Genomic DNA, 21,028 nt, shown 5'->3' with positions numbered 1-21,028 from the left:
TGTAAGATTATTTAATATCTTTTTTGTCCGGCAGGTAGCTTCCGCCCAGATATTTTTGAGAAATTTTTTCCAGCGTTCCATCATTATACAGCTTTTTGATTCGCTTATTGACAAACTTTTGCAGATCCTCTTGTCCCTGAGCAAAAATGAAGTAAACATACGGTTTTTGCTCTGACGGAAGTTCAATGACTTTCAGGTTATTGAGCCCTTGATCTTTGATGATTGTTTCAGCGGAAATTTTTTCAAAGATCTTAAAGTCATATTTGCCATCGCTGACATTGCGGATTTGATGGGCAATGTCTTCGCTGGTGAAATTCAGCTCTACTTGATTGGCCTTGCTTTGTTTTTTGTTAAAGTCTTGCAGCATGGACACTGTTGTATTCCCTTGAACCACTTGGGTGCTGTGTCCGGCAATATCATCATAAGACTTAATGTCACTGTCCTTAGGCACAACGAGCACTAAAGGATTGGACGCTGTCGGATTGGAATACAAATATTTGTTAGCCCGTTCTTTGGTGTAGCTGATGTTGTTCGCTCCGATTTGGTATTTGTCACTGTCAAGGCCTGAGAAAATACTGGTCCATTCGGTCTTTTGATATTTGACCTTGTATTTGTCTGTTCCCTTAAAGACAGCCTTTGCAACTTCAATATCGTAACCCGTCAATTTACCGTCTTTCTCATAAGAAAAAGGGTTAGTGGTCCCAACAGTTGCAAGCGTTACGCTTTCTTTTGATGATTTAGAGCCAGAGCTGCAGGCCGCCAGCAAAAGAACCGAGGCAGCGGCAAGAGCGCCTGTCTTAAAAATCGTTTTCAATTTCATAAGTTTCCTCCCAAAATAATGATTATATCTATCTTATCACTAATTGAGAACCTTGCCTATTATATAATTTCTATCACGGTGATAAGATATTTCTATCACAGCTTTTTGGCTTTTTTAACATTAAAAAACAGATCAGTTTTTATCTGATCTGCCCAGATTGTAGACAAACTCTCAAAACTAAATTCTCTCTAAAATTTCATCATAGAATAGTATCACTTTTCATTTTTATAAGATGATACAAAAATGATCGAAGCCTCACCCGATACTTTCCGATGTAGCAAAAGAGACAGAAACATCGAGTTTCTGCCTCTCGGAGATTTTGAGACCTAGGCTCAAAATCTAGGTATGGAATTCCGAAGGAAGTCGCTACCGTCCGTGCTACTTAAGGAAAGTATCATAACAAAATATTACTTTTTGAGAAAATAGACTTTTTTCTTCAGTCTGAGCAGATTAGCATTTATTTGATCTGCCTTGAACTATCTTTTATTTCACAACAATATTAACCAGCTTATTAGGAACTGCAATGATCTTGATGATGTCTTTTCCTGCAATTTCAGCCTGAATTTTATCGTTGGCAAGAGCAATCTTTTCGAGTTCTTCACGGCTGGAATCTTTAGGAACAACAGCTTTGGCACGGACCTTTCCTTTGATTTGAAGGACAATTTCAACGTCATCTTCAACCAATTTGCTGGCGTCGTAAGTCGGCCAAGCCACATAGGAAATGGATTCTCCGCTTTGTGTCAGCCTTTGCCAGAGCTCCTCAGCCAAATGTGGCGCAAACGGCGCTAACAACTGAACAAAACCTTTGGCATAGTCAAGGAAGAGTTCGTTTTCCTTATTGGCAGCATTGACAAAGATCATCAGCTGAGAGATGGCCGTATTAAAGCGCATGGCTTCGATGTGCTCTGTCACCGTTTTAACCGCTTCGTTATACACCTTGTCTAAGCTGCCATTATTTTTAGTGACAATTTCCTTCGAGGTCAAAAGGCGGTACACGCGGTCAAGGAACTTACGTGACCCTTCAAGTCCTTCTTCGCTCCAAGCAATAGATGCGTCAAGCGGGCCCATAAACATCTCATAAACACGCAGAGTATCGGCACCGTACTGCTCAACTACATCATCCGGATTGACAACATTTTTGAGCGATTTAGACATCTTGGCCGGTGCTTGTTCCAGCTCTTCTCCTGTTTCAATATTGAAGAAAGAACCATCACGTTTTTCAACCTTATCTGTTGCGACAAGGGCACCGCGGTGGTCACGATAGCTAGTTCCCAAAATCATGCCTTGGTTAAAGAGCTTTTGGAAGGGTTCCTTGGTCGGTACAACACCAATATCATAAAGGAATTTATGCCAGAAACGAGCATAGAGCAAGTGAAGTACGGCATGTTCGGCACCGCCGACATAAATATCAACCGGCAGCCACTGTTTGAGCAAGTCTTCATCAGCCAGTTTTTGGTCATTGTGCGGATCAACATAGCGCAGGAAGTACCAGCTTGAACCTGCCCACTGCGGCATGGTATTGGTTTCACGGCGGCCTTTGACACCGTCTTCGCGAGTCACTTCCAGCCAGTCTGTCAAGTTAGCCAGCGGCGACTCACCTGTACCTGACGGACGAATGTCTTTCGTCACCGGCAAAACAAGGGGCAGTCCGTTTTCTGGAACAGCTGTTGAAGTCCCGTCTTCCCAATGAATAATCGGAATCGGTTCACCCCAGTAGCGCTGGCGGCTGAAGAGCCAGTCACGCAGGCGGTAGGTCACTTTTTTATTGCCGACACCCTTGTCTTCCAGCCAAGACACTATTTTATCAATAGCGGCAGCCTTGTCAAGACCGTCTAAAAATTCGGAATTAATGTGAGGACCGTCTTCCGTATAAGCAGCTTCTGCTACATTGCCCCCTTCGAGAACCGGAATAATATCAAGGCCAAACTGTTTGGCAAATTCCCAGTCGCGGTCATCGTGAGCCGGAACAGCCATGATGGCACCGGTTCCGTAACTGGCAAGTACATAGTCAGCAATCCAGATAGGAATTTCTTTGCCATTGACAGGATTGATAGCATAGGCACCGGTCCAAACACCGGTCTTTTCCTTGGCAAGGTCGGTTCTGGCAAGATCCGATTTAAGGCTTGCTTGGTGCTTGTAATCAGCGACCGCCTGTGCTTGATCAGCAGTTGTAATAACATCCACCAAGTCATGTTCAGGAGCCAAAACAGCATAGGTTGCCCCAAACAGCGTGTCAGGGCGCGTTGTAAAGACTGTAAAGTCTTTGTCTGTATCCTTAATCTTAAAGGTCACATTGGCACCGGTTGACTTGCCAATCCAGTTGCGCTGCATATCCTTGATAGATTCAGGCCAGTCAAGGTCTTCCAAGTCTTCTAATAGGCGCTCTGCATAGGCTGTGATTTTGAGCATCCATTGGCGCATGGGTTTGCGGACAACAGGATAACCGCCGCGCTCTGATGTCCCGTCAGGCAGGACTTCTTCGTTGGCAATGGCTGTGCCCAGCTCTTCTACCCAGTTGACAGGGACTTCGGCTTCATAAGCCAAACCTTTTTCATAAAGTTTGGTGAAAATCCACTGCGTCCATTTGTAGTAATTAGGATCTGTCGTATTGATTTCGCGGTCCCAGTCATAAGAAAAACCGAGCGAATTGATTTGCCGCTTAAAGGTTTCAATATTTTTAGCCGTAAATTCAGCAGGGTCATGACCCGTATCCATAGCATACTGTTCAGCAGGCAGGCCAAAAGCATCCCAGCCCATTGGGTGAAGAACATTATAGCCTTGGGCACGCTTGAAGCGGCTGAGAATGTCGGTCGCCGTATAACCTTCCGGGTGACCTACATGGAGCCCTGCTCCTGATGGATAAGGAAACATGTCCAGTGCATAAAAATTAGGCTTTGAGGCATCCGTTCCAGTCTTAAATGTATGATTTTCAGCCCAAAAGGTCTGCCATTTTTTTTCAATTGCTTTGTGATTATAGTAAACCATAGTATTCTCCAAAAAATAATATCGGTATTATTATAGCACGAAATAGATAAAGAAAAAAGGCGGAAAAAGTCCCTTCTCCGCCTTTTCGGTTGATAGTACTAGGTAAGGCAGCTCTGCCTCAGCAAACAGCTGCAGTCGTTCTCTAATAGCTGCAATGGGTACATTCACTTTGGATATTAGAGCCGATTCTTCACTATTGTGCTTTTTATAGCTGCTGTGTCAGCCAGTTTTGTGCCCCAATCAGCTCAATCAAATCAAGCTGAGCCTCTGTCCAAAGCATATCTTCCTCTTCATCTTTGTAGTAAGCTTTCAAAAGATCATAGGTGGCATAGTCTGTTTTAAAATCTTCAAAAAGACCGTTTGCTTTTAAGGAAGCAAGCCCCTCTCGTGAAACGTCAAGATCGTGCTTCAAATAATCAATTGGGTTTTGAAAAAGCGGTTCTGCTTCCCCTGCTTCCATCTTCAGCTCTCCGCCCAAGTCCAAAATACGATTAATGAATTGATTCATAAAGTCACGCTCTTCTTCTGCGTGACCGTCATATTTTGTTTCTAACTTACTAAAGCCGAGTGCCCCAAAAATTCTAGCTTGCATCTGATGATGGGTTGCCTGCGTATTCATTGCTGTTACAAGATTTTGCAAATATGCAGCTGCTTCTTTTGTCATAAGGAACTCCTTTCAAATTAACTATATGCACCTTACTTTTTAAATTTTATCACTTTAATTTTTTAAATCAATTTTTTAGTTGTTTTCTGCTTCATTTAATCTGCTAAGTAGGTCTTCAGAGCAGGCATGCGTTTTTCAGCGTCAGCCAGGCCTAGCTGGTATATCTCATCAAATTTTTCAGGATTCTTCTCCAGACGGCCAATCTCAACCGCACGGCTGGGACGAAGAGCAAAGAGTTCCCTGTCTTTTTCCAGGTTAATGATATGCTCAACTGTCGCATTGTAGTGCTCAGGACGCTTCGAAGCTACCCTAATAAAGTTTGGGTATTTGCGATAGAGCAGCTTATATATTCGGCCGCCGGACGGTTTTTTGCGATAGTCAATAGGCCGTGTTAGGACCACGAGCAGCTTATCAAATCCCAAACTTCTGGCAAAATCAACCGGAATAGAGTCAGAAAGACCGCCGTCCAGATACTTTTTGCCCTCCCATTCGACAATTTTAGAAACTGCGGGAAGAGCCGAGCTGGCCCGAAGAGCTTCCATTTGCTTAAAAACATTTGTAATTTGGATATAGTCGGGCTTGCCGGTTTCTATATTTGTCGCTGCTGCATAAAAAGGAATATTCGCTTTCTCAAAAGCCTCTTCATCAAAAACATCTAATTCCATAGGAATCTTATAATAGGTGAAGTCCTTATTAACCACATTGCCGGTTGTCAGCCAGCTGCGCAGTCCCATATAATTAGGGTAGGAGATATATTTTTTGTTGTAACGCAGGGCACGGCCGCGCTGTCCTGATACATAATTCACCCCAAAAAGAGCACCCGCAGATACTGCAACAATGCCATCAACCTTAATCTTTGCATCTAAAAAGGCATCCAGCACACCAGCCGTGTACAGACCGCGCATGCCGCCGCCTTCCAAAACCAAACCAACAGACATCTTATCCTTCCTTTCACCAATTAATTGTCCTTATTATAGCAAAAGCCCGCCGAAAATGCGGGAAACCAGAACCGGTTTTTGCACGCAAGAACTCCCATAGCTAAGGAAAAACACCCCAGCCGTTAGATTTTATCTAACTCCCGGAGTGCTAGTCACAAGCGTTTCAGCCTCATTGTGCTTACAGTTCTGCAATTTGATACAATTCTAGCTCTGCCTGTGTTTCAGCGCCAAACATGTTAATCATGATTTTGACCTTATTGTTTTCAATTTCGACAACACGGCCTTCCTGTCCCATAAAGGCACCGTCAATGATTTGAACCACATCGCCTTCTTTGATGTTGGTATCAATAACATCAACCGTTTGTCCCATTGACAGGAGAATCGAACGAATTTCCTCTTCAAGCAGCGGTGTCGGTTTAGAACGGTTCCCGTGTGAACCGACAAAACCGGTGACATTTGGTGTGTTACGCACGACAAACCAAGCTTCGTCTGTCATAACCATCTCAACCAAAACATAGCCTGGAAAACGATTTTCTTCAATTTCTTTGGTTTTCCCATTTTTTTCAACATTGACAGTCTGTGTGGGAATTTCCACGCGCAGGATATTATCCAGCATGTTGTAAGTCTGTGCCCGCTGCAGAAGATTTTCCTTAACCTTATTTTCATAACCTGAATAGGTCTGCAAAACGAACCAGCCCTTATCAAATGAATCTAACATAGTAATTTCCTCCATTATAAAAAAGCCTGTGCGGCTTTTGGAACTTTTGTTCTATTATACCATAAAAGTGTCAAAAACGATAGGCTTTTTTGCATTCCAGACAGCAAAAGCGGGACCGCTTAGCTGTGTCCCGCTTTTTACCAATTGAACAGTTGAACCTTCCAATAATCGGAAGAATTCACTGCATCTTCTGCTCACAAGATTTCATTTCCTCTGATTAAAAACGATTCAATAAATCTGTTAAACCAAGGTTCAGCAACTTATCAAATAAAAAGATGATCAGAGCAAAAAATGCTGAGTATTCAAGAATCGAAATAAAATCATGCCAAGACTGCTTGCGCGTCGGCCAAGTGGTATTTTTTAGAAGGGAAAATACGCCTCCGATAAATTTCATCGCTCTTTCTCCTAACGTGTTTCTTTGTGCAGTGTGTATTTCTTACAATGTTTACAAAACTTATTAACTTCCAGCCGATTAGGTTTGGGATTGCTGCTCACTCCAATAGAATAGTTGCGCGAGCCGCATTCCACACAGGCTAGACTTGCTTTTTTCTGTGCCATAATGCCTCCATAGCTTTTCTATTTTAACACGGTTCAATTATTCTTGCAAGTTACTCAAAATAATTGACGACCTTGTCCCAAAGGTTTTTCGCCTTGTCTGCCAGATTGGCATCATCCACTTGCTTCTTAATCGAATCTGTAGCATTTTTAGCCTTTTCCCGGATACTGTCAATGATGTCCTGAGAATCTGTATTAGTTGCATTTGAAGTATCATCCGGGTCATAGGTTGATTCAATGCCGTCTTGGAAGTAGGCATTCTTAACCTTAAATTCCGTACCTTTCGTATAAGGGAGAATGTAGCTGGCCTGGGTACTGAAAATATTTGAAGCCGTTCCTGAACTGGAATCACTCAGATAGTGATTTTCATCCGTCTTATTAAAGCCCAGCCACTGGCTGATAACAACATCCGGCGTATAGCCGATAACCCACTGGTCGCTGGCAAGATTAGCATCAAAATTAGTTTCCGTTGTTCCCGTTTTCCCTGCTAAGGTGTAACCGTAAACATTGGCATTAACTCCTGTACCGTTAGAAAAGGTACCAAGCATCATGCTGGTCATTTTATCCGCCACAGACTTACTGATGACGCGTTTATCATTCGGTGTAAATTTCTTCAAAATTTCACCGCTGGCAGTCTCAATCCGGGTAATAAGATGGCCTGTCGGCATAACGCCGCCATTGGCAAAGGCCGCATAGGCCTGAGCCATCTCCAGCGGATTGGTCGTAACGCTGCCTCCTAAGGCGACGCCCAGTTCTCTTTTAGCGTCGTCCATATTTAAACCAAACTTCTTGCCATAAGAGAAAGCTTTGTTAATGCCTAATTTATCAAGAGTATATACGGCAGGGATATTATAAGAATTAGCCAGAGCCTGATACATGGGTACATCTTCTGTTTCAATATTGCCGTAGTTATTTGGCTTATAGCCGTCAAAATCTCTGGCTTTATTTGGAAGAAGCTTATCCATAGACCAGCCCGAAGCAATGGCCGGAGCATAGACAGTCAGAGGTTTAATGGTTGATCCTGGACTTCTGCTGGATTGTGTTGCATAGTTATAGCTTCTAAAGGTGACATCTTTGGTACTATTCACCCGACCGACCAAGCCTCTGACACCGCCGGTTTTGGGATCGAGAGCCACACTGGCAGCCTGCGCACTGCTGTTATCATAGGGCGAAACAGGGAAGAGACTGTCTTCATCAAAGGTCTGCTGCATACCAGTCTGGTAGTTCTGATCCAGTTCCGTATAAATTTTGTAGCCATTATTGACAATATCTTTTTCACTGATGCCATAAACAGAGCTGGCTTCACTGATGACAGCATCAAAGTAAGACGGGTATTGATAGTCATCTGTTTTAGCCACATAGGTATCATTCAAGCGGTTGCCCATACCGACACTTTGCGCTTCGCTAGCCTGATTTTGCGAAATCTTGCCGGCAGCCACCATATTTTGCAGGACGGTATCGCGCCGGTTGGTTGCATTTTCAATCGAATAGAGGGGATTATAAATGCCAGGTCCCTTAAGCATGCCCGCCAGAGTCGCTGCTTCATCAAGGGTCAGCTGAGCAGCCGTCGTTCCAAAATACTTTTGGCTGGCATCTTCAACACCCCAGACACCGTTGCCAAAATAGGCATTGTTCAGATACATGGTCAGGATTTCTTTTTTACTGTACTTTTTCGTCAGTTCCAGAGCCAGGAAAAACTCCCGCGCCTTTCTTTTAACGGTCTGTTCCTGAGTCAAAAAGGCATTCTTGGCTAACTGCTGGGTAATGGTTGAGCCGCCGCCGGAATAGCCTAAAGTAACGACAGCTAGCAGCATCCGCTTGTAATTAATACCGCTGTTTTCATAGAAACTTCTATCTTCTGTTGCAATAACTGCATTTTCCAAATCATCCGAAATTGCATCCAGCTCAACATAGGTCCCCTTTTGCCCATAAAGAGAGCCGGCCTGCTTTTCATTCTTGTCATAAATAACTGTTGTTGCTTTCAGAGCCTGCTGCAAATTGGAAACATTGGTCGTTTTGGCAAGATAAAAAAGATAAGAACCCGTCAAAAGAACAAAGGTTCCAAAGGCAATCAGCAAAATTTTTCCGACATGATAACGGCGCCAGTACCTGCGCACCAGCCCATTTTTAGCCAGACCAATCTTGCTTAAGAAGACATTGAATTTACCAGTGTCTGCCTTTTGGCCGTAGCTGCGATGGTAGCCGCTGTCATCTGCTTCATCTTCCTTGCTTTGGGCAGCAGCTGTCTCTTTCTTGCGGCGCTCCTGTTCAGCCTGATATTGTTTGGGAAAAAATTTCTTTTTTAACAAATCTAATATATTCATGTCCCTATTATATCAATTTTGGCGAAAATGATATAATAAAATCATGACTTTTACCGTAAAAATTACCAATCCCTATCCTAAAGGGACTGTTAAGGAGCTTTTAGAAGAGCATTTGCTGATTCCAAGGAAAATCAGACATTTTCTAAGAACTAAGAAACATGTTTTTATTAATGGCCAACATATCAATTGGCAAAGCCCTGTTAACAAGGGAGACCTGATTGAGTTAATCTTTGATGGTGATGATTATCCCGTCAAGACTATTCCCATGGGAAACAAGGACTTGGCAGATTGCCTTTATGAAGACGAGCACCTGATTATCGTCAATAAACCCGAAGGGATGAAAGTACACGGTAATGAACCTAAGGAAATCGCCCTCTTAAACCATGTCTCCAGCTATGCGGGACAGACCTGCTATGTTGTACACCGGCTTGATAAGGAGACCAGCGGGGCTGTCCTGTTTGCTAAGAATCCCTTTATCCTGCCTATCGTCAACCGGCTGCTGGAAAACAAGCACATTCAGCGTGAGTACTGGGCCTTGTCAGCAGGTCACTTTCCTAAAAAAACAGCTGTTTTTAAGGAAAAAATCGGACGCGACCGCCATGACCGCCGTAAACGGTTGGTGGACCAAAAGCACGGTCAAACAGCCATCACCCACGTTTCACTCTTAAAGCATTTTCCCAATAATACCAGCCTGATCAAATGCCGGCTTCAGACCGGCCGCACCCATCAAATCCGTGTTCACCTGGCTTACCACGGCTATCCTCTGATAGGAGATCCTCTTTACAGCAGGCAAACTGCCGGCAGGCTCATGCTGCATGCCCATCAATTAAGCTTCATACATCCTTTGACCTTACAGAAAATAACCGTGCAAACACAATCAGACAGTTTTGAAAAAGAGATCCAAAAATTATCATTTTAGGATCTCTTTTCTTATCTCTAATAAATTACTTTCCTTGTGCACAAGGAAAACCGGCTCATTGGCCTGCAGACTTTATGCAGACAAGGGAAATAGGAATTTCCACTATTTACTTTTTATTCAAACTGATACCTGTCTTAGGAGCACCGCTGGTATCATCGGTTTCCCAGTAAACAGTTGTAATGCTGCTGCCATTGATTTTCACACCGTAGGTGTACTGATCATTAGCACCGATATCATCCAAAACGGTAAAGGCTGCTTTATCGCCGGATTGATAGTAATAGCGATAGGTGCCGTCCGATGTTTCCTCAGTTTTTTCGACCTTAGCCGTTTTTGTCGTGTCTTCTTTCTTATCATCCTTATAATCAGTCTTTTTCGTCACAGTTCCGTCTTCTGAGAAAGTCATAGTTACTGTCTTATCATCTTCCTTGGTCTCCCAAGTTCCTATCAGCTCCTCAGGCAGCGGTGTAGGACTTTTCACCTGATTGTCCTCGCCGACCATATTTGGGCCGCTGATTGATTTAACAATAGTGTAACCTTTTGCTGTTCTTTTCACCCTGATTTGACCTGTAAAGCTTTGCAGCAGATGACCCGAGGTCTTCTTTTCCGGATCTGTTGCTTCATCATAGTAATAATCATAGGTGGCCGCATAAGACAGACTGTAAGTTTTTACACCTGTTTGGTGCAAATCGCTGAGCGCCACAGAAGTAATGGCAAAGCTGGATGGTTTTCGGCTGTCCGTTACCATCTTTTGCTTGATACTGCCTTTTAAAGCACTGTAAAAATTATTGGCTGTGCCGTTTTCAAAAAGAGCAGCTAAATCTGCAGGATCCTGCCCGCTGGTAGCATAGGCAGAAAATTTCTCAAAAGCAGACTTCAGCAAATTCTGGGCAGCTGCATCGTCCAGCTGATTGGCAACATCCAGCTGAACCGTGCTGCCGTCTGCAATATCAAGGAGCGACTGTTCTTTAGATTTTATTTCGCCGTCTGAAAAAGTCTTTTTGACATAGACAGGTCTGCTTCCCATGACAGGGTAATCACTGACCGCATACTCGCCGTTAGAAAGAGAAGAAACCTTCTTTTTGCCGAAATAAAGATCGCCATTTGCAAGATTGCTTTTGACCGTAAAGTTCTTAAAGGCCAAAGTCATATCGACTGTCCTGTGCTTGCCATCATAATCTTTGCTGAATTCAACTTCTTTTCCATTGTGCAAACCATTCAAAGTAAAGCGATAATCCCCCACCGGTAAATGGTCAAGAGTCAGCTGATACTGATCAGAATCGCTGGTAGCAACCTTCTTATCATTCAAAAGAACATCCAAATTTGCAACATTTGTTTTTAACTTTAATTTGAGCGGCTTCATTGCTAGGCGATAGTCTGAAAAAAAGAAGAACCGGCGCCCAACACGTTTGAGGTAAACAGTGTCAGAAGTATCAGCCGCCAACAGTTTTTGGCGCAGACTGCGCTGGGCGGCTTTTGTTTTCAGGCGCGAAAACTTGGTATATTGAGCTTCATCATTAGTGATTAACTCGTTGGTATCATCCCAGACCATGTATTCCTTGATGTTTTCAAAAGTCTTTCCTGAAGCACTCCGATCCTTGATATAGCGGTCCAGCGTAGCTGTTTTGGAATAATGAAGACTTCCCCACAAACCAAAGATGACCAAAAGAACCCCAATAATCACGAGAGCTGTACGTATGGGCTTTCTTTGGAGCAGTTTTTTGCCTTCCTTCTTCATTCTTTCAAAAAGCGGTCCCAGCAGCTCTTTTATCTTTTGAATGACCGGCTGCCACTTTTTCTTTAAATTCTCCATTTTTACTCCTCACCACTAAAAGCGCTGACGGCGCTTCGATTGACTGTTATCTGCTCTTAATGTTTACTGTCCTTCTATGACAAAAAGAACGGCAGGCAGATCAGCAGCAGTCTCTAAGCGGATACCGTTCAGAAATCAAACTTTTAGGCTGTTATCGCATTATACTTTTTTTCTTTTTTTAAATTATAACAAAATGATAACAAAACTATCAAAATCAACTGTTTTTTTGAGTAAATATAATAAGTTCCCTTCTTTTAATGACTGTCAAATTTTGCAGATAGTATTATTTTGCTTATCGGCGGCCTCCTTTTATTACAAAAAATATCAAGTCTGTACGTCAAAAGAGAGCGGGACAAATTGGTTTCTACCATTTGCCCCACTCTCTTGTTTGCTTATTTTATGACAATACCCGTCATAATTCAATAAATATTTGACTATAAACCTTACAGAGAATATTTCACTAACAAAGCTTAAACCCAGCAATTATATTTGATAACAAATAGCAACCATATAATCTTTATTTATTAAGAAAGATTCAAAATGATACCCTAACTTATCTACGATGATTTGGTCATCTTTTATTATGATTTCAATTGCCTGTAAATCGGTGATTCCTGTTCCAAGACACTTAAAATAGGCTTCTTTCAAGGTCCAAATTTTATAAAAATACTCTTTTTGATAAACACTTTTTTTGAAATTAGCATATTCCAAATCTGTGCCAAACTGTTTAAAGATAGCATCAAACTCTATCTCTTCCATCTTTTCTATATCTACCCCAATCGGATGGAACCCAAAGCCAAGAATAGATAATTGATGAGAGTGACTGACACTGTATTCTAAACGACAATTTGGTGTATACGGTTTTCCAAATGGATTGGTCAAAATTTCAACGTTCTCAATTGGAATGTTTTTATAAGTTGAAACTGTTTGTCTTATCAAGATATCACTAGCAATGCTTCTTAATTTATCATCCTTATTTTTAAATTTGTCTATCCTTTCCCTTTTGTAAGAAGAAGCCAGACTTAAGTGTAACTGATATACTTCTACTGAAATATCATTAATAGAGAGAATTTTAATATTATTCATAATTAATGTCACTCACTTTAATATTATCAAAGATTTTATAAGTTGATACAATCGATAACTTATAAATCATATATATCAAAACAAAAGAAGCAACAACATTGAGAAAAGAACTATTGAATTCAATGTAGATATCAACAGCTGAATTGATGTAAGTCTCAAAATAATGAAAAATCTTTCCTAAAAAACAACTTGCAACAAGGCAGCCCGCTAGCATTATCCAAGTATAAATATTAATCAGCATATTCATGATTAATTTTTTCGAATAACCCATCAGAATCAAAATAGAGATATTTTTCTTATTATCATTTATATTGAGATAGGCCAGCAGTATTGATATACTGAACACAATGACTAACGTTATCGTCACAATGGTAGGAATTAACATTAAACTGCTGCTTACTAAATCTTTAATCTGATGTACTTTTTCCTTTTTTGATTGAGATTTAACAGTCTGATTTTCTTTTACAGCAGTATCAGTATAGGTTATATTATATCTTGATTGACTAACACCGTCTGCCATACCTTCAATTGATTCAATATTAACATATAAGGTATTGTCATAAGCAACAGGATTTATAGACACTACCGTATAAGCGTGAGTTTTTCCTGTATATGTTTTAACCTTAACAATGTCCCCTTTACGCAACTGATATTTCGCAGCCATTTTTTTTGAAATGATAATATTATTTTTATTAGAAAGTTCTCTAAAGATACTGGTGTTCTTTGATGTACGGATATTTAAAGCAGTAAATTCAGGACTTACATAAGATATATTATAATATTGATAGTCAGCCTTTGATGTTCCTGCAAGAAAAGATGCAGAGTAGCTCTGATTTTCTGACAGTCTATCCAAATGACTATTTTGTACTGTGTTAAAAGTATTTTCAAATTTATAATTTAAAGAATTGCTGTAATCATTCAAGGGTTTCGATGAAAGGCTAAATAAGGAAAAAGCAAAATTTAATAAAATAAAGGATATAAACGACATAAAGAATACAATAAGACTTCTGATAATATTCTTTAATAAAAAACTGACTCTCATTCTGCTAACCATAGGTAATTTACCAATTTCACCATTAAAAAACTGCAGAGAATAACGCTTTTGTTTTTCTGACTTGCGAGAATAAATGCTGTCTAAAATTGGTTTTGAAAGTATACGGTTAGTATAAAAAATGCATATCACATTTAAAATGAAAAACACTAGCAGACAAATAACTAACAGCTTAGCAATATTTATAGGTACTTTAGGCGCAATAAAGTTAAAGGTTTTCAGATAAGAATTACTAAACTCTTTAGATTTAATATAGCCAACTATAAAACCAATCATTAAACTAAGCATGATGGGAATTGAGAAAATTAAAAATGTCAACGACAGCTTCAAGGCACTATATCCTGTCGCTCTTAAAATCCCCAGACTTTTAGAATACTGCTGTAACTGGTTTCCCAATATTTGAAATAGTAAAACAATGATAACAAAAGTAAATAAACTAAGACAAATGACCATAATTGATATGCTTGTATTAAAATTCGATAAAAAAGAATTATAGAGGGGCAAATCTTTGCTACTGGATAATTTTTTAACGCTATTGTCTTCCATAATCTTTTGCAATTTATCAGTTAAGACTGAGTCTGAGACTTTATCATTAAATCGACAAACATATATTGACTCTGCAGGACCGTTCATCCGTTTTAAATCGTTATTAGTGAGTAAAACTCCTGCATTTTTCTTTGTGCTTAAATTTGCTGAATAAGCTGAGTTGTAGATCAAACTCTCAGAAGGCTGATAATATAAACCAGATACTTTGTACTTTTTATTTTGCAAGGTTAAAGTATCACCAACAGAAACTTTGTTTTGTCTGGCAAATTGAACTGACAATAAGACATTTCCGTCTTTTAATTTATTGTCTCCTTCAACCATTGTTATCTTATTGAGTTTTGTTCCTTGGAAAAAGGTTAGATAGTAGGTAATTCCATTTGTTTTAACATACTTTCTTTTTAGAATTTCTGATGTAAATCCGTACTTCTTTTCTAAGGTTGATATTCGATTCTGATAATAGTCGGTTAAGTCAATAACATCTTTTTTAACCAGTCCATCTATTTTTTGAGGAGAGGCATTTTTAATTTCATAATCTTTTATTATTTTTTTGTATTCCCGACTACTTAACTTTAACTCCGGAATAATTCTGAATTGCTCGCCGTTGCTGTCTTTAAGTTGCTTTTCATATAACTCTTTCATGGGAACATTCCCAAAATATAAATAAGAGATAATAAAGCCGAGTATGCTGGATAATAAAACCAACAAAACAATAAAAATTTTATTTTTTAATAATCCAAATACATTATTTTTTATTAACTGATACATTATAACCAATCAACCTCCTCTACTTTAAGAGGTGCAGAATGATTATCTACTTTAGTAATTGCACCATCCCTCATATGAAGAACCCGATCTGCAATTGAAGCAATCTGATTGTTATGAGTTACTAAAATAATAGTTATACCATACAATTTCTGCAATTCCTTTAGTATTTTTAAAACAGCAATACCTGTTTTGGTGTCCAAAGCCCCAGTAGGCTCATCACAAAAAATAATTCTTGAATTCTTGGCAAGAGCCCTGGCAATCGAAACACGCTGCTGCTCACCGCCCGATAGCTGGTTAGGATATTTATCCAGTTTATCATCTAAAGATAATTCCTTAAGTATTTTCCACATATCTAATGAATCTTTAGCTAAATAACTTCCTGTTGCAATGTTGTCTGTTACATTGAGGTTAGGAATTAAGTGATACTGCTGGAAAACAAATCCTATATAATCTTTTCGGATCTTCAAAATTTGTTTCTTATCAGAATGATTGACAGATTCACCATAATACCATAATTTACCCGCATCAAATTCTTCTAGAGTACTCAGTGAATTGAGGAGAGTTGATTTTCCTGAACCAGAAGTTCCTAGAACCACCAAAAACTCACCTGCGTATATATCAAGACTGACATTATTTAGTGCTCTAAACTTAGTACTGCTATTCCCATATTCTTTAATAAGATTCTCTGCTTTTATGATAAGATCTTTTTTATTAGAATAGCATTCTTTTAAAATATCAAGAAGATGATTTCTGTTTATAGTAAGCATCTCTTCATCATTTAACATACTTAAATGACTGCCTACACCTTTAATATAGGTAACCTCAGAAGCAGATACATCATCCCAACGGTGACGTGTATCTTTTGATGGATCCACATAGTGATCTTCTGATTCAATATTATATATCTTAGTCTCCGATAAAACTGCTGTCTTATTTTTGTTGTTTTGACAATATTGTTGATAAACTTGAGCTTCATTTAGAAAATTGCTTCGCTCTCTTAAAAGCATTTTCTCAAGTTTCTCTCCCAAATCATATCTGGTCAAATGATTTTGTTTTAGAAATTCTTCCAGCATTTCATCAATATTTTTTTCATTGACAACGACAAAATCCAAACCATCTTCCCATTTGAAACCATCAATCATAATGATTATTTTGACCTTGATATTGAAATTCTTTTCCAAAAACAAAGCAGTATCATAGGCTATATTAGCTCCTCCTGAATAACCTATAAAAACCAGCTCCTCGCAATTTTGCGACATAATATATTCAGCATATCTTTCTACTATATCCTTATCGTTCAGTAGATGCAAAACATGACATTTATAATCCAAATCAGAAAAAAGCTTTTTATACAGTGGTAGATAAGCCACCTTTAACATAGCAGGTGGAAAAATAAAAATATTTTTCGAACTTCCTGAATTCATAACATCTGCTAAATCATTATTAGGATTATAATCTTTTAGCTGGTTAAGAATAGATGAATTGCTTTTAGAAACTGATTTTAAGTACCATTTTAAATTATTTTTAAAATAAGAGATTAGTTTTTGTACCCTGTAATAATTATATATAGATTTATCATACCTGAAATCCGCTATTAATTGACCATCTTGTATTGCTATATTAATAATCATTGGATTTTGCATCTCTATATTACCAGAAACTTCCTGACCTATTGTTGTTGGTAACAAAGTCAAATCTGCATCTGTCTCTTCTTTTGAATCAAACTCACCTAGGTAATTAAATAGGACAGGAGCATAATTTTGGACTTCTTCCTTTCTTGTTAAATAGTAAGACACTCCTCCATTTGGTATTCCTTCAAGATGTTCATGAATATTGTGTAATTTACTTTCTAATGGCATATCCTTGCTAAATTTTTTAAATGTAATTGGGTATATAGAAGTGAACCATCCAATTGTTCTAGAGACATTTGAACTCATCTTCTTTATATTTCGTCCATAACCTTCAAAATCAATCGTAAAATGTTCGAGACTTCTATATACTTTAAATATAGCCATTAAGAAGCTATAAACCAGTAAATCCTGTATATTAATGTTAATATCCTGATTAATGTGTTGACGGATTTGAGCGGATAAGTCTTTCCCAAAATCAATTTTCAAATGACGTGACTTGCTAACCTTGCACAGCTCTTTTTTGTTTAAAAAACTTGAAATTTCATTTTTCTTCCAAAACTCTTCATCCTCTTTAAAGATTCCCTCATCGACTTTATCAAATAATTCCTTGCTATAATCAATCAAAGAATTTGTTTTCAATGGCAATACATTTTCATCATTTTGATTTCTATATAGCGTACAAAAATCATCAAAAATAATCCTCATTGATACTGCATCAGAAATAAAATGATGTAATATAAATAAAAGATATTGTCCTTTTTCTGTCCGAATAGAGACTAATCTAAATACGTCTCCTTCTTTAAGGCTAAGACTTTGCTGCTGCTCTGTTGCAATTGCCTCTAGTTCTGATTCAAAACACTCTACACTTACAACATTCATTTTAATCTTCAACGATTTATAATTTAAAATTGTTGCGAAATTAACTCCATAAGAATAACAGACTCTTAAAGAATCATGATGTTTCAGCAATTTATGATAAATAGTATTTAAAGTATCATAATCAATCATTTCTCTTGACTTAACTAAGAATGATTGATTAAAATAATCTGCTTCAACCTCTTTTACCCAACTAACAAATTTATTTTGGCTTGGTAAAAGTTTAAATTGTCCGCTTATCTCTTCTTGAGATATTGCATTTTTATTTCTCTTCAAATGTCCTGCTAATTGTGAAATTGTAGGATACTTCAAAATATCATCAACTGAAACTTCAAAATCACTTAATAAGGAAACAATTCTAATAGCCTGAATAGAATCTCCACCTAACTCAAAGAAATTGTCCGTTATTGTTAAATGATTATTCTTAAAAATTTTTTTATAAACATTTAATATCTTTTTTTCATCATTTGTTAGTTCTTTTGAATTTTTTAATTCCTTAGCCTCACAAGTGACATCCCCAAGAAGCATTTTCAATTTCTGTATATCAAGCTTTCCATTTATAGTCATCGGAAAAGCATCCAGTTGTTTTATACCCCTAGGAACCATGTAGTAAGGTAGCTTTTCCTCCAATTGAGATAAACAATTATCTAAATCAATAGCTTCATTTGACATAATAAATGCAAAAATATTGTTTTTTTCTACTAATGCTACTGCTTTCTTTATTGCATGCATATGAATCAACAATGTCTCAATTTCACTTAACTCAATCCGATGACCATTTAATTTAATCTGTGAATCCCTTCTGCCTACGATCTCTAATTGTCCATTTTGATTCCAATATCCAATATCTCCTGTTAAATAGCCACTTTCTTTGTCACTTCCCCAATTAGTAAAACCAGTATCAGTATAGTTCTTTTTGTTAAAAGATACATAGCCATCAGCAACACATTCACCAGAGATAAATATTTCTCCAAGCATCCCAATTCCACAAATTGATTGATTATTTACAACTTGAATCTTTGTATTGTATATTGGTCTCCCTACTGGAATTTTATTTAAAGTATCATCTATAGAATTACATAAATAATATGTTGCATCTACTGTTGTCTCAGTAGGGCCATAAACATTATAAATATCCGACTGCCGTGACACAATATGTATCTGCTTTACCAACTGAGGCGATAATACTTCTCCACCAATTAAGTAATTCTCGACACCCAACTGTCCTTGATTTTCAGATATTAAAAGTTCTATATAAGAGGGAGTTCCATCTAAAATTTTTATTTCATTCGTATTGAGATAATTCCAGAGAGTTTTAGGAGCAAATTTTAAATCTTCATTAATTAAATGTAAAGTATGCCCAAATAATAAGGATGTGAAAATTTGTTGAACTGAAGCATCAAAAATTTGATTAGCTAGCATTCCAACATTTGTTCTAGAATATTTTGAATATATTTCATCATTCAAAAAATGAACTAAATTAATAACTGAGCTTTCTTTTACCAAAACTCCCTTTGGAGTCCCTGTAGTTCCTGAAGTATAGAGTATATAAAGATGAGGATTATCCGATGTAGTACTTTGTTCATATTCTACATATTCTTCAATTTTTTTAACATTTATACATTTTACACCTTCTAAAACGTTATCAGAATCAGATAATACAAGTTTGGCTCCACTATCTTTTAGAATAAATAATAATCTATCATTATTAAATTTCTTATCTACAGGAACATACGTACACCCACATTTTATTGATGCAAAAAGACTTGCAATAAAGTCTATAGTTTTATTACATAAGATAAGAAGTCTATCTCCGCTTTTAACACCACTTTTAATTAATTTAGTTTCAATCTTTAAAATGTACCTATATAATTCATAATATGTGATAGAACCATTTGCATCCCTAACTGCAACAGTGTTTGGATTCAATAAAACTTGATGCTCAAACTGTTTAATGATTGAAGTAAAGCCGCTTTCTTTATTTCTCCCCAACGAAAAATCTTTTAATTTTTTCTTTTCTTCAACAGAAGTCAGAGTTACATTTGCAATTTTTTTATCAGGATTATCAATGATATCATTGATAATTGAAACAAAATGTGACATAAATAACTCAATTTCTTCTTTAGAAAAGATTTCTGAATGATAATTTATATCAATTTCATAGTCTGCTTGCTTAATGATTGATAATGATAAAGGGTACTCTGTAAACTCTTGCTTATTCTCTATTTCAACTTCAAGATCAGCTGGCGTATGCAGTGCATTTTCATCAATAAAATAATTTTCAAATATGAATAAGCTGTTAATAAGATTAGTACCTAAATCATTGAGCTTCATAATATCAAATAGAGGATAAAAATCATGCTCATCACTCTCTAAATTTTGACTATACAACAATTTTAAATGTGATTGATAGGATAACTCCTCATTTAATTTTAATCGTGTTGGAATAGTATTTATGAAAAGTCCCAACCCCTCTTCAATTCCTTGAAGAGAAGCTCGTCTACCTGAAACAACTTTACCAAAAATGATATCTTCTACAAAATTTTGTTTAGCTAAAAACAATCCCCAAGAAAATTCAAAAAATGTACTAATTGTAATATTATTAGCGAGGCAAAGCTTTGATATTCGATCAATTAAAGTTTTGCTTGGAAAGTAAGATATAATTCCAGTATTATTATCTGTTTCTTTATATTGAAGTCTTGATTCAATATTTCCATTTTCTTGATAATCTTTTACTAAATTTGACCAATAGTTTTTTGCAGAATCATAATCCTGAATTCTTAACCAGTTCAGATATTCTTTATAATCAAATACACTTTCTAAATGATCAACTATAGATTCAAAAGAATTGCCCTTCTGAAACGACTCATAGTACTTGAAAAATTCACGTAAAAGAATTGACATACACCAACCATCCAAAATAATATGGTTAAAATTCCAAATTATGGTACAGTGATTATCATCATGGGTCACAAAAACCACCCTTAAAAGAGGGTCTTTCGATAAATCAAACCCTCGAGACTTTTCGCCTTCTTCAATTTTTTTGAGAGAACTTGCATCAGCCTTTATAACAGTATATTCAATTTCTCTGTTTTTTAAGATTACTTGCTTAGGATCTGCACCCGTTTTATAAAAAAATGAGGTCCTTAAAATTTCGTATTTACGACTTAATACTTTCAAACTCAAAATTGCATTCTGAATGGAAAAATTCCCTGTCAATTTCACTGACTTCTGAACAAAATAAGTCCTCACTCCGCTTTTTACATAGTTAAAAAGCATTCCCTTTTGCATAGGAGTTAAATCTAACACCTTTTCAATGTTACTTTTAGTCAAAGAATCT

At 37.5% G+C, this 21,028-nt stretch carries 13 protein-coding genes; 1 reads left to right on the top strand and 12 read right to left on the bottom strand.

Annotated elements, in window-relative coordinates:
- Positions 1-7: 7 nt before the first annotated feature.
- From BMI76_RS06255 to pbp2a, 8 genes are all read right to left on the bottom strand, one after another.
- Positions 8-820: an amino acid ABC transporter substrate-binding protein gene (locus tag BMI76_RS06255; RefSeq protein WP_075346737.1), complete on the bottom strand. Its 813-nt coding sequence runs from the start codon at positions 818-820 to the stop codon at positions 8-10.
- A 483-nt stretch (positions 821-1,303) separates the two neighbouring features.
- Entirely contained in the window at positions 1,304-3,805 is a 2,502-nt protein-coding gene (gene leuS, locus BMI76_RS06250; protein ID WP_075346736.1) for a leucine--tRNA ligase, read from the bottom strand.
- A gap of 205 nt (positions 3,806-4,010) precedes the next feature.
- A complete protein-coding gene (locus BMI76_RS06245) occupies positions 4,011-4,469 on the bottom strand; it encodes a bacterioferritin (RefSeq protein WP_075346735.1) in 459 nt (152 codons plus the stop codon).
- Positions 4,470-4,564: 95 nt separating this feature from the next.
- The gene (locus BMI76_RS06240; protein WP_075346734.1) at positions 4,565-5,407 is read right to left on the bottom strand and encodes a patatin family protein; all 843 of its coding nucleotides are present in this window, start codon (positions 5,405-5,407) and stop codon (positions 4,565-4,567) included.
- A gap of 178 nt (positions 5,408-5,585) precedes the next feature.
- Complete coding sequence (gene nusG / locus BMI76_RS06235; protein ID WP_075346733.1) at positions 5,586-6,125, bottom strand: transcription termination/antitermination protein NusG; 540 nt, start codon at positions 6,123-6,125, stop codon at positions 5,586-5,588.
- A gap of 217 nt (positions 6,126-6,342) precedes the next feature.
- Positions 6,343-6,519 carry a preprotein translocase subunit SecE gene (gene secE / locus BMI76_RS06230; protein WP_075346732.1) on the bottom strand — a complete coding sequence of 59 codons (177 nt, stop codon included), beginning with the start codon at positions 6,517-6,519 and terminating at the stop codon, positions 6,343-6,345.
- An 11-nt stretch (positions 6,520-6,530) separates the two neighbouring features.
- Positions 6,531-6,683, bottom strand: coding sequence for a 50S ribosomal protein L33 (gene rpmG, locus BMI76_RS06225; RefSeq protein WP_003086794.1), 153 nt, complete (start codon positions 6,681-6,683; stop codon positions 6,531-6,533).
- Positions 6,684-6,733: 50 nt separating this feature from the next.
- The gene (pbp2a, locus tag BMI76_RS06220; RefSeq protein ID WP_075346731.1) at positions 6,734-9,004 is read right to left on the bottom strand and encodes a penicillin-binding protein PBP2A; all 2,271 of its coding nucleotides are present in this window, start codon (positions 9,002-9,004) and stop codon (positions 6,734-6,736) included.
- A gap of 43 nt (positions 9,005-9,047) precedes the next feature.
- On the opposite strand from pbp2a, the gene BMI76_RS06215 reads away from it, so the two are divergent.
- Complete coding sequence (locus BMI76_RS06215) at positions 9,048-9,923, top strand: RluA family pseudouridine synthase (protein ID WP_075346730.1); 876 nt, start codon at positions 9,048-9,050, stop codon at positions 9,921-9,923.
- A 106-nt stretch (positions 9,924-10,029) separates the two neighbouring features.
- On the opposite strand, the gene BMI76_RS06210 is transcribed toward BMI76_RS06215, so the two are convergent.
- From BMI76_RS06210 to BMI76_RS06195, 4 genes are all read right to left on the bottom strand, one after another.
- Positions 10,030-11,733: a zinc ribbon domain-containing protein gene (locus BMI76_RS06210; protein ID WP_075346729.1), complete on the bottom strand. Its 1,704-nt coding sequence runs from the start codon at positions 11,731-11,733 to the stop codon at positions 10,030-10,032.
- A 483-nt stretch (positions 11,734-12,216) separates the two neighbouring features.
- Positions 12,217-12,819, bottom strand: coding sequence for a 4'-phosphopantetheinyl transferase superfamily protein (locus BMI76_RS06205; protein ID WP_075346728.1), 603 nt, complete (start codon positions 12,817-12,819; stop codon positions 12,217-12,219).
- Entirely contained in the window at positions 12,812-15,181 is a 2,370-nt protein-coding gene (locus tag BMI76_RS06200; protein ID WP_075346727.1) for an ABC transporter permease, read from the bottom strand. The genes BMI76_RS06205 and BMI76_RS06200 overlap by 8 nt, the downstream gene beginning before the upstream one ends.
- On the bottom strand, positions 15,181-21,021 hold the full coding sequence (locus tag BMI76_RS06195; RefSeq protein ID WP_075346726.1) for a condensation domain-containing protein: 5,841 nt from the start codon (positions 21,019-21,021) through the stop codon (positions 15,181-15,183). The genes BMI76_RS06200 and BMI76_RS06195 overlap by 1 nt, the downstream gene beginning before the upstream one ends.
- Between the last annotated feature and the right edge of the window lie 7 nt (positions 21,022-21,028).

The organism is Streptococcus sp. 'caviae', from assembly GCF_001937065.1.
Lineage (GTDB): Bacteria > Bacillota > Bacilli > Lactobacillales > Streptococcaceae > Streptococcus.
The sequence above is the reverse complement of the archived record's forward strand: the minus strand, read 5'-3'. Positions and strand labels throughout refer to the sequence as shown.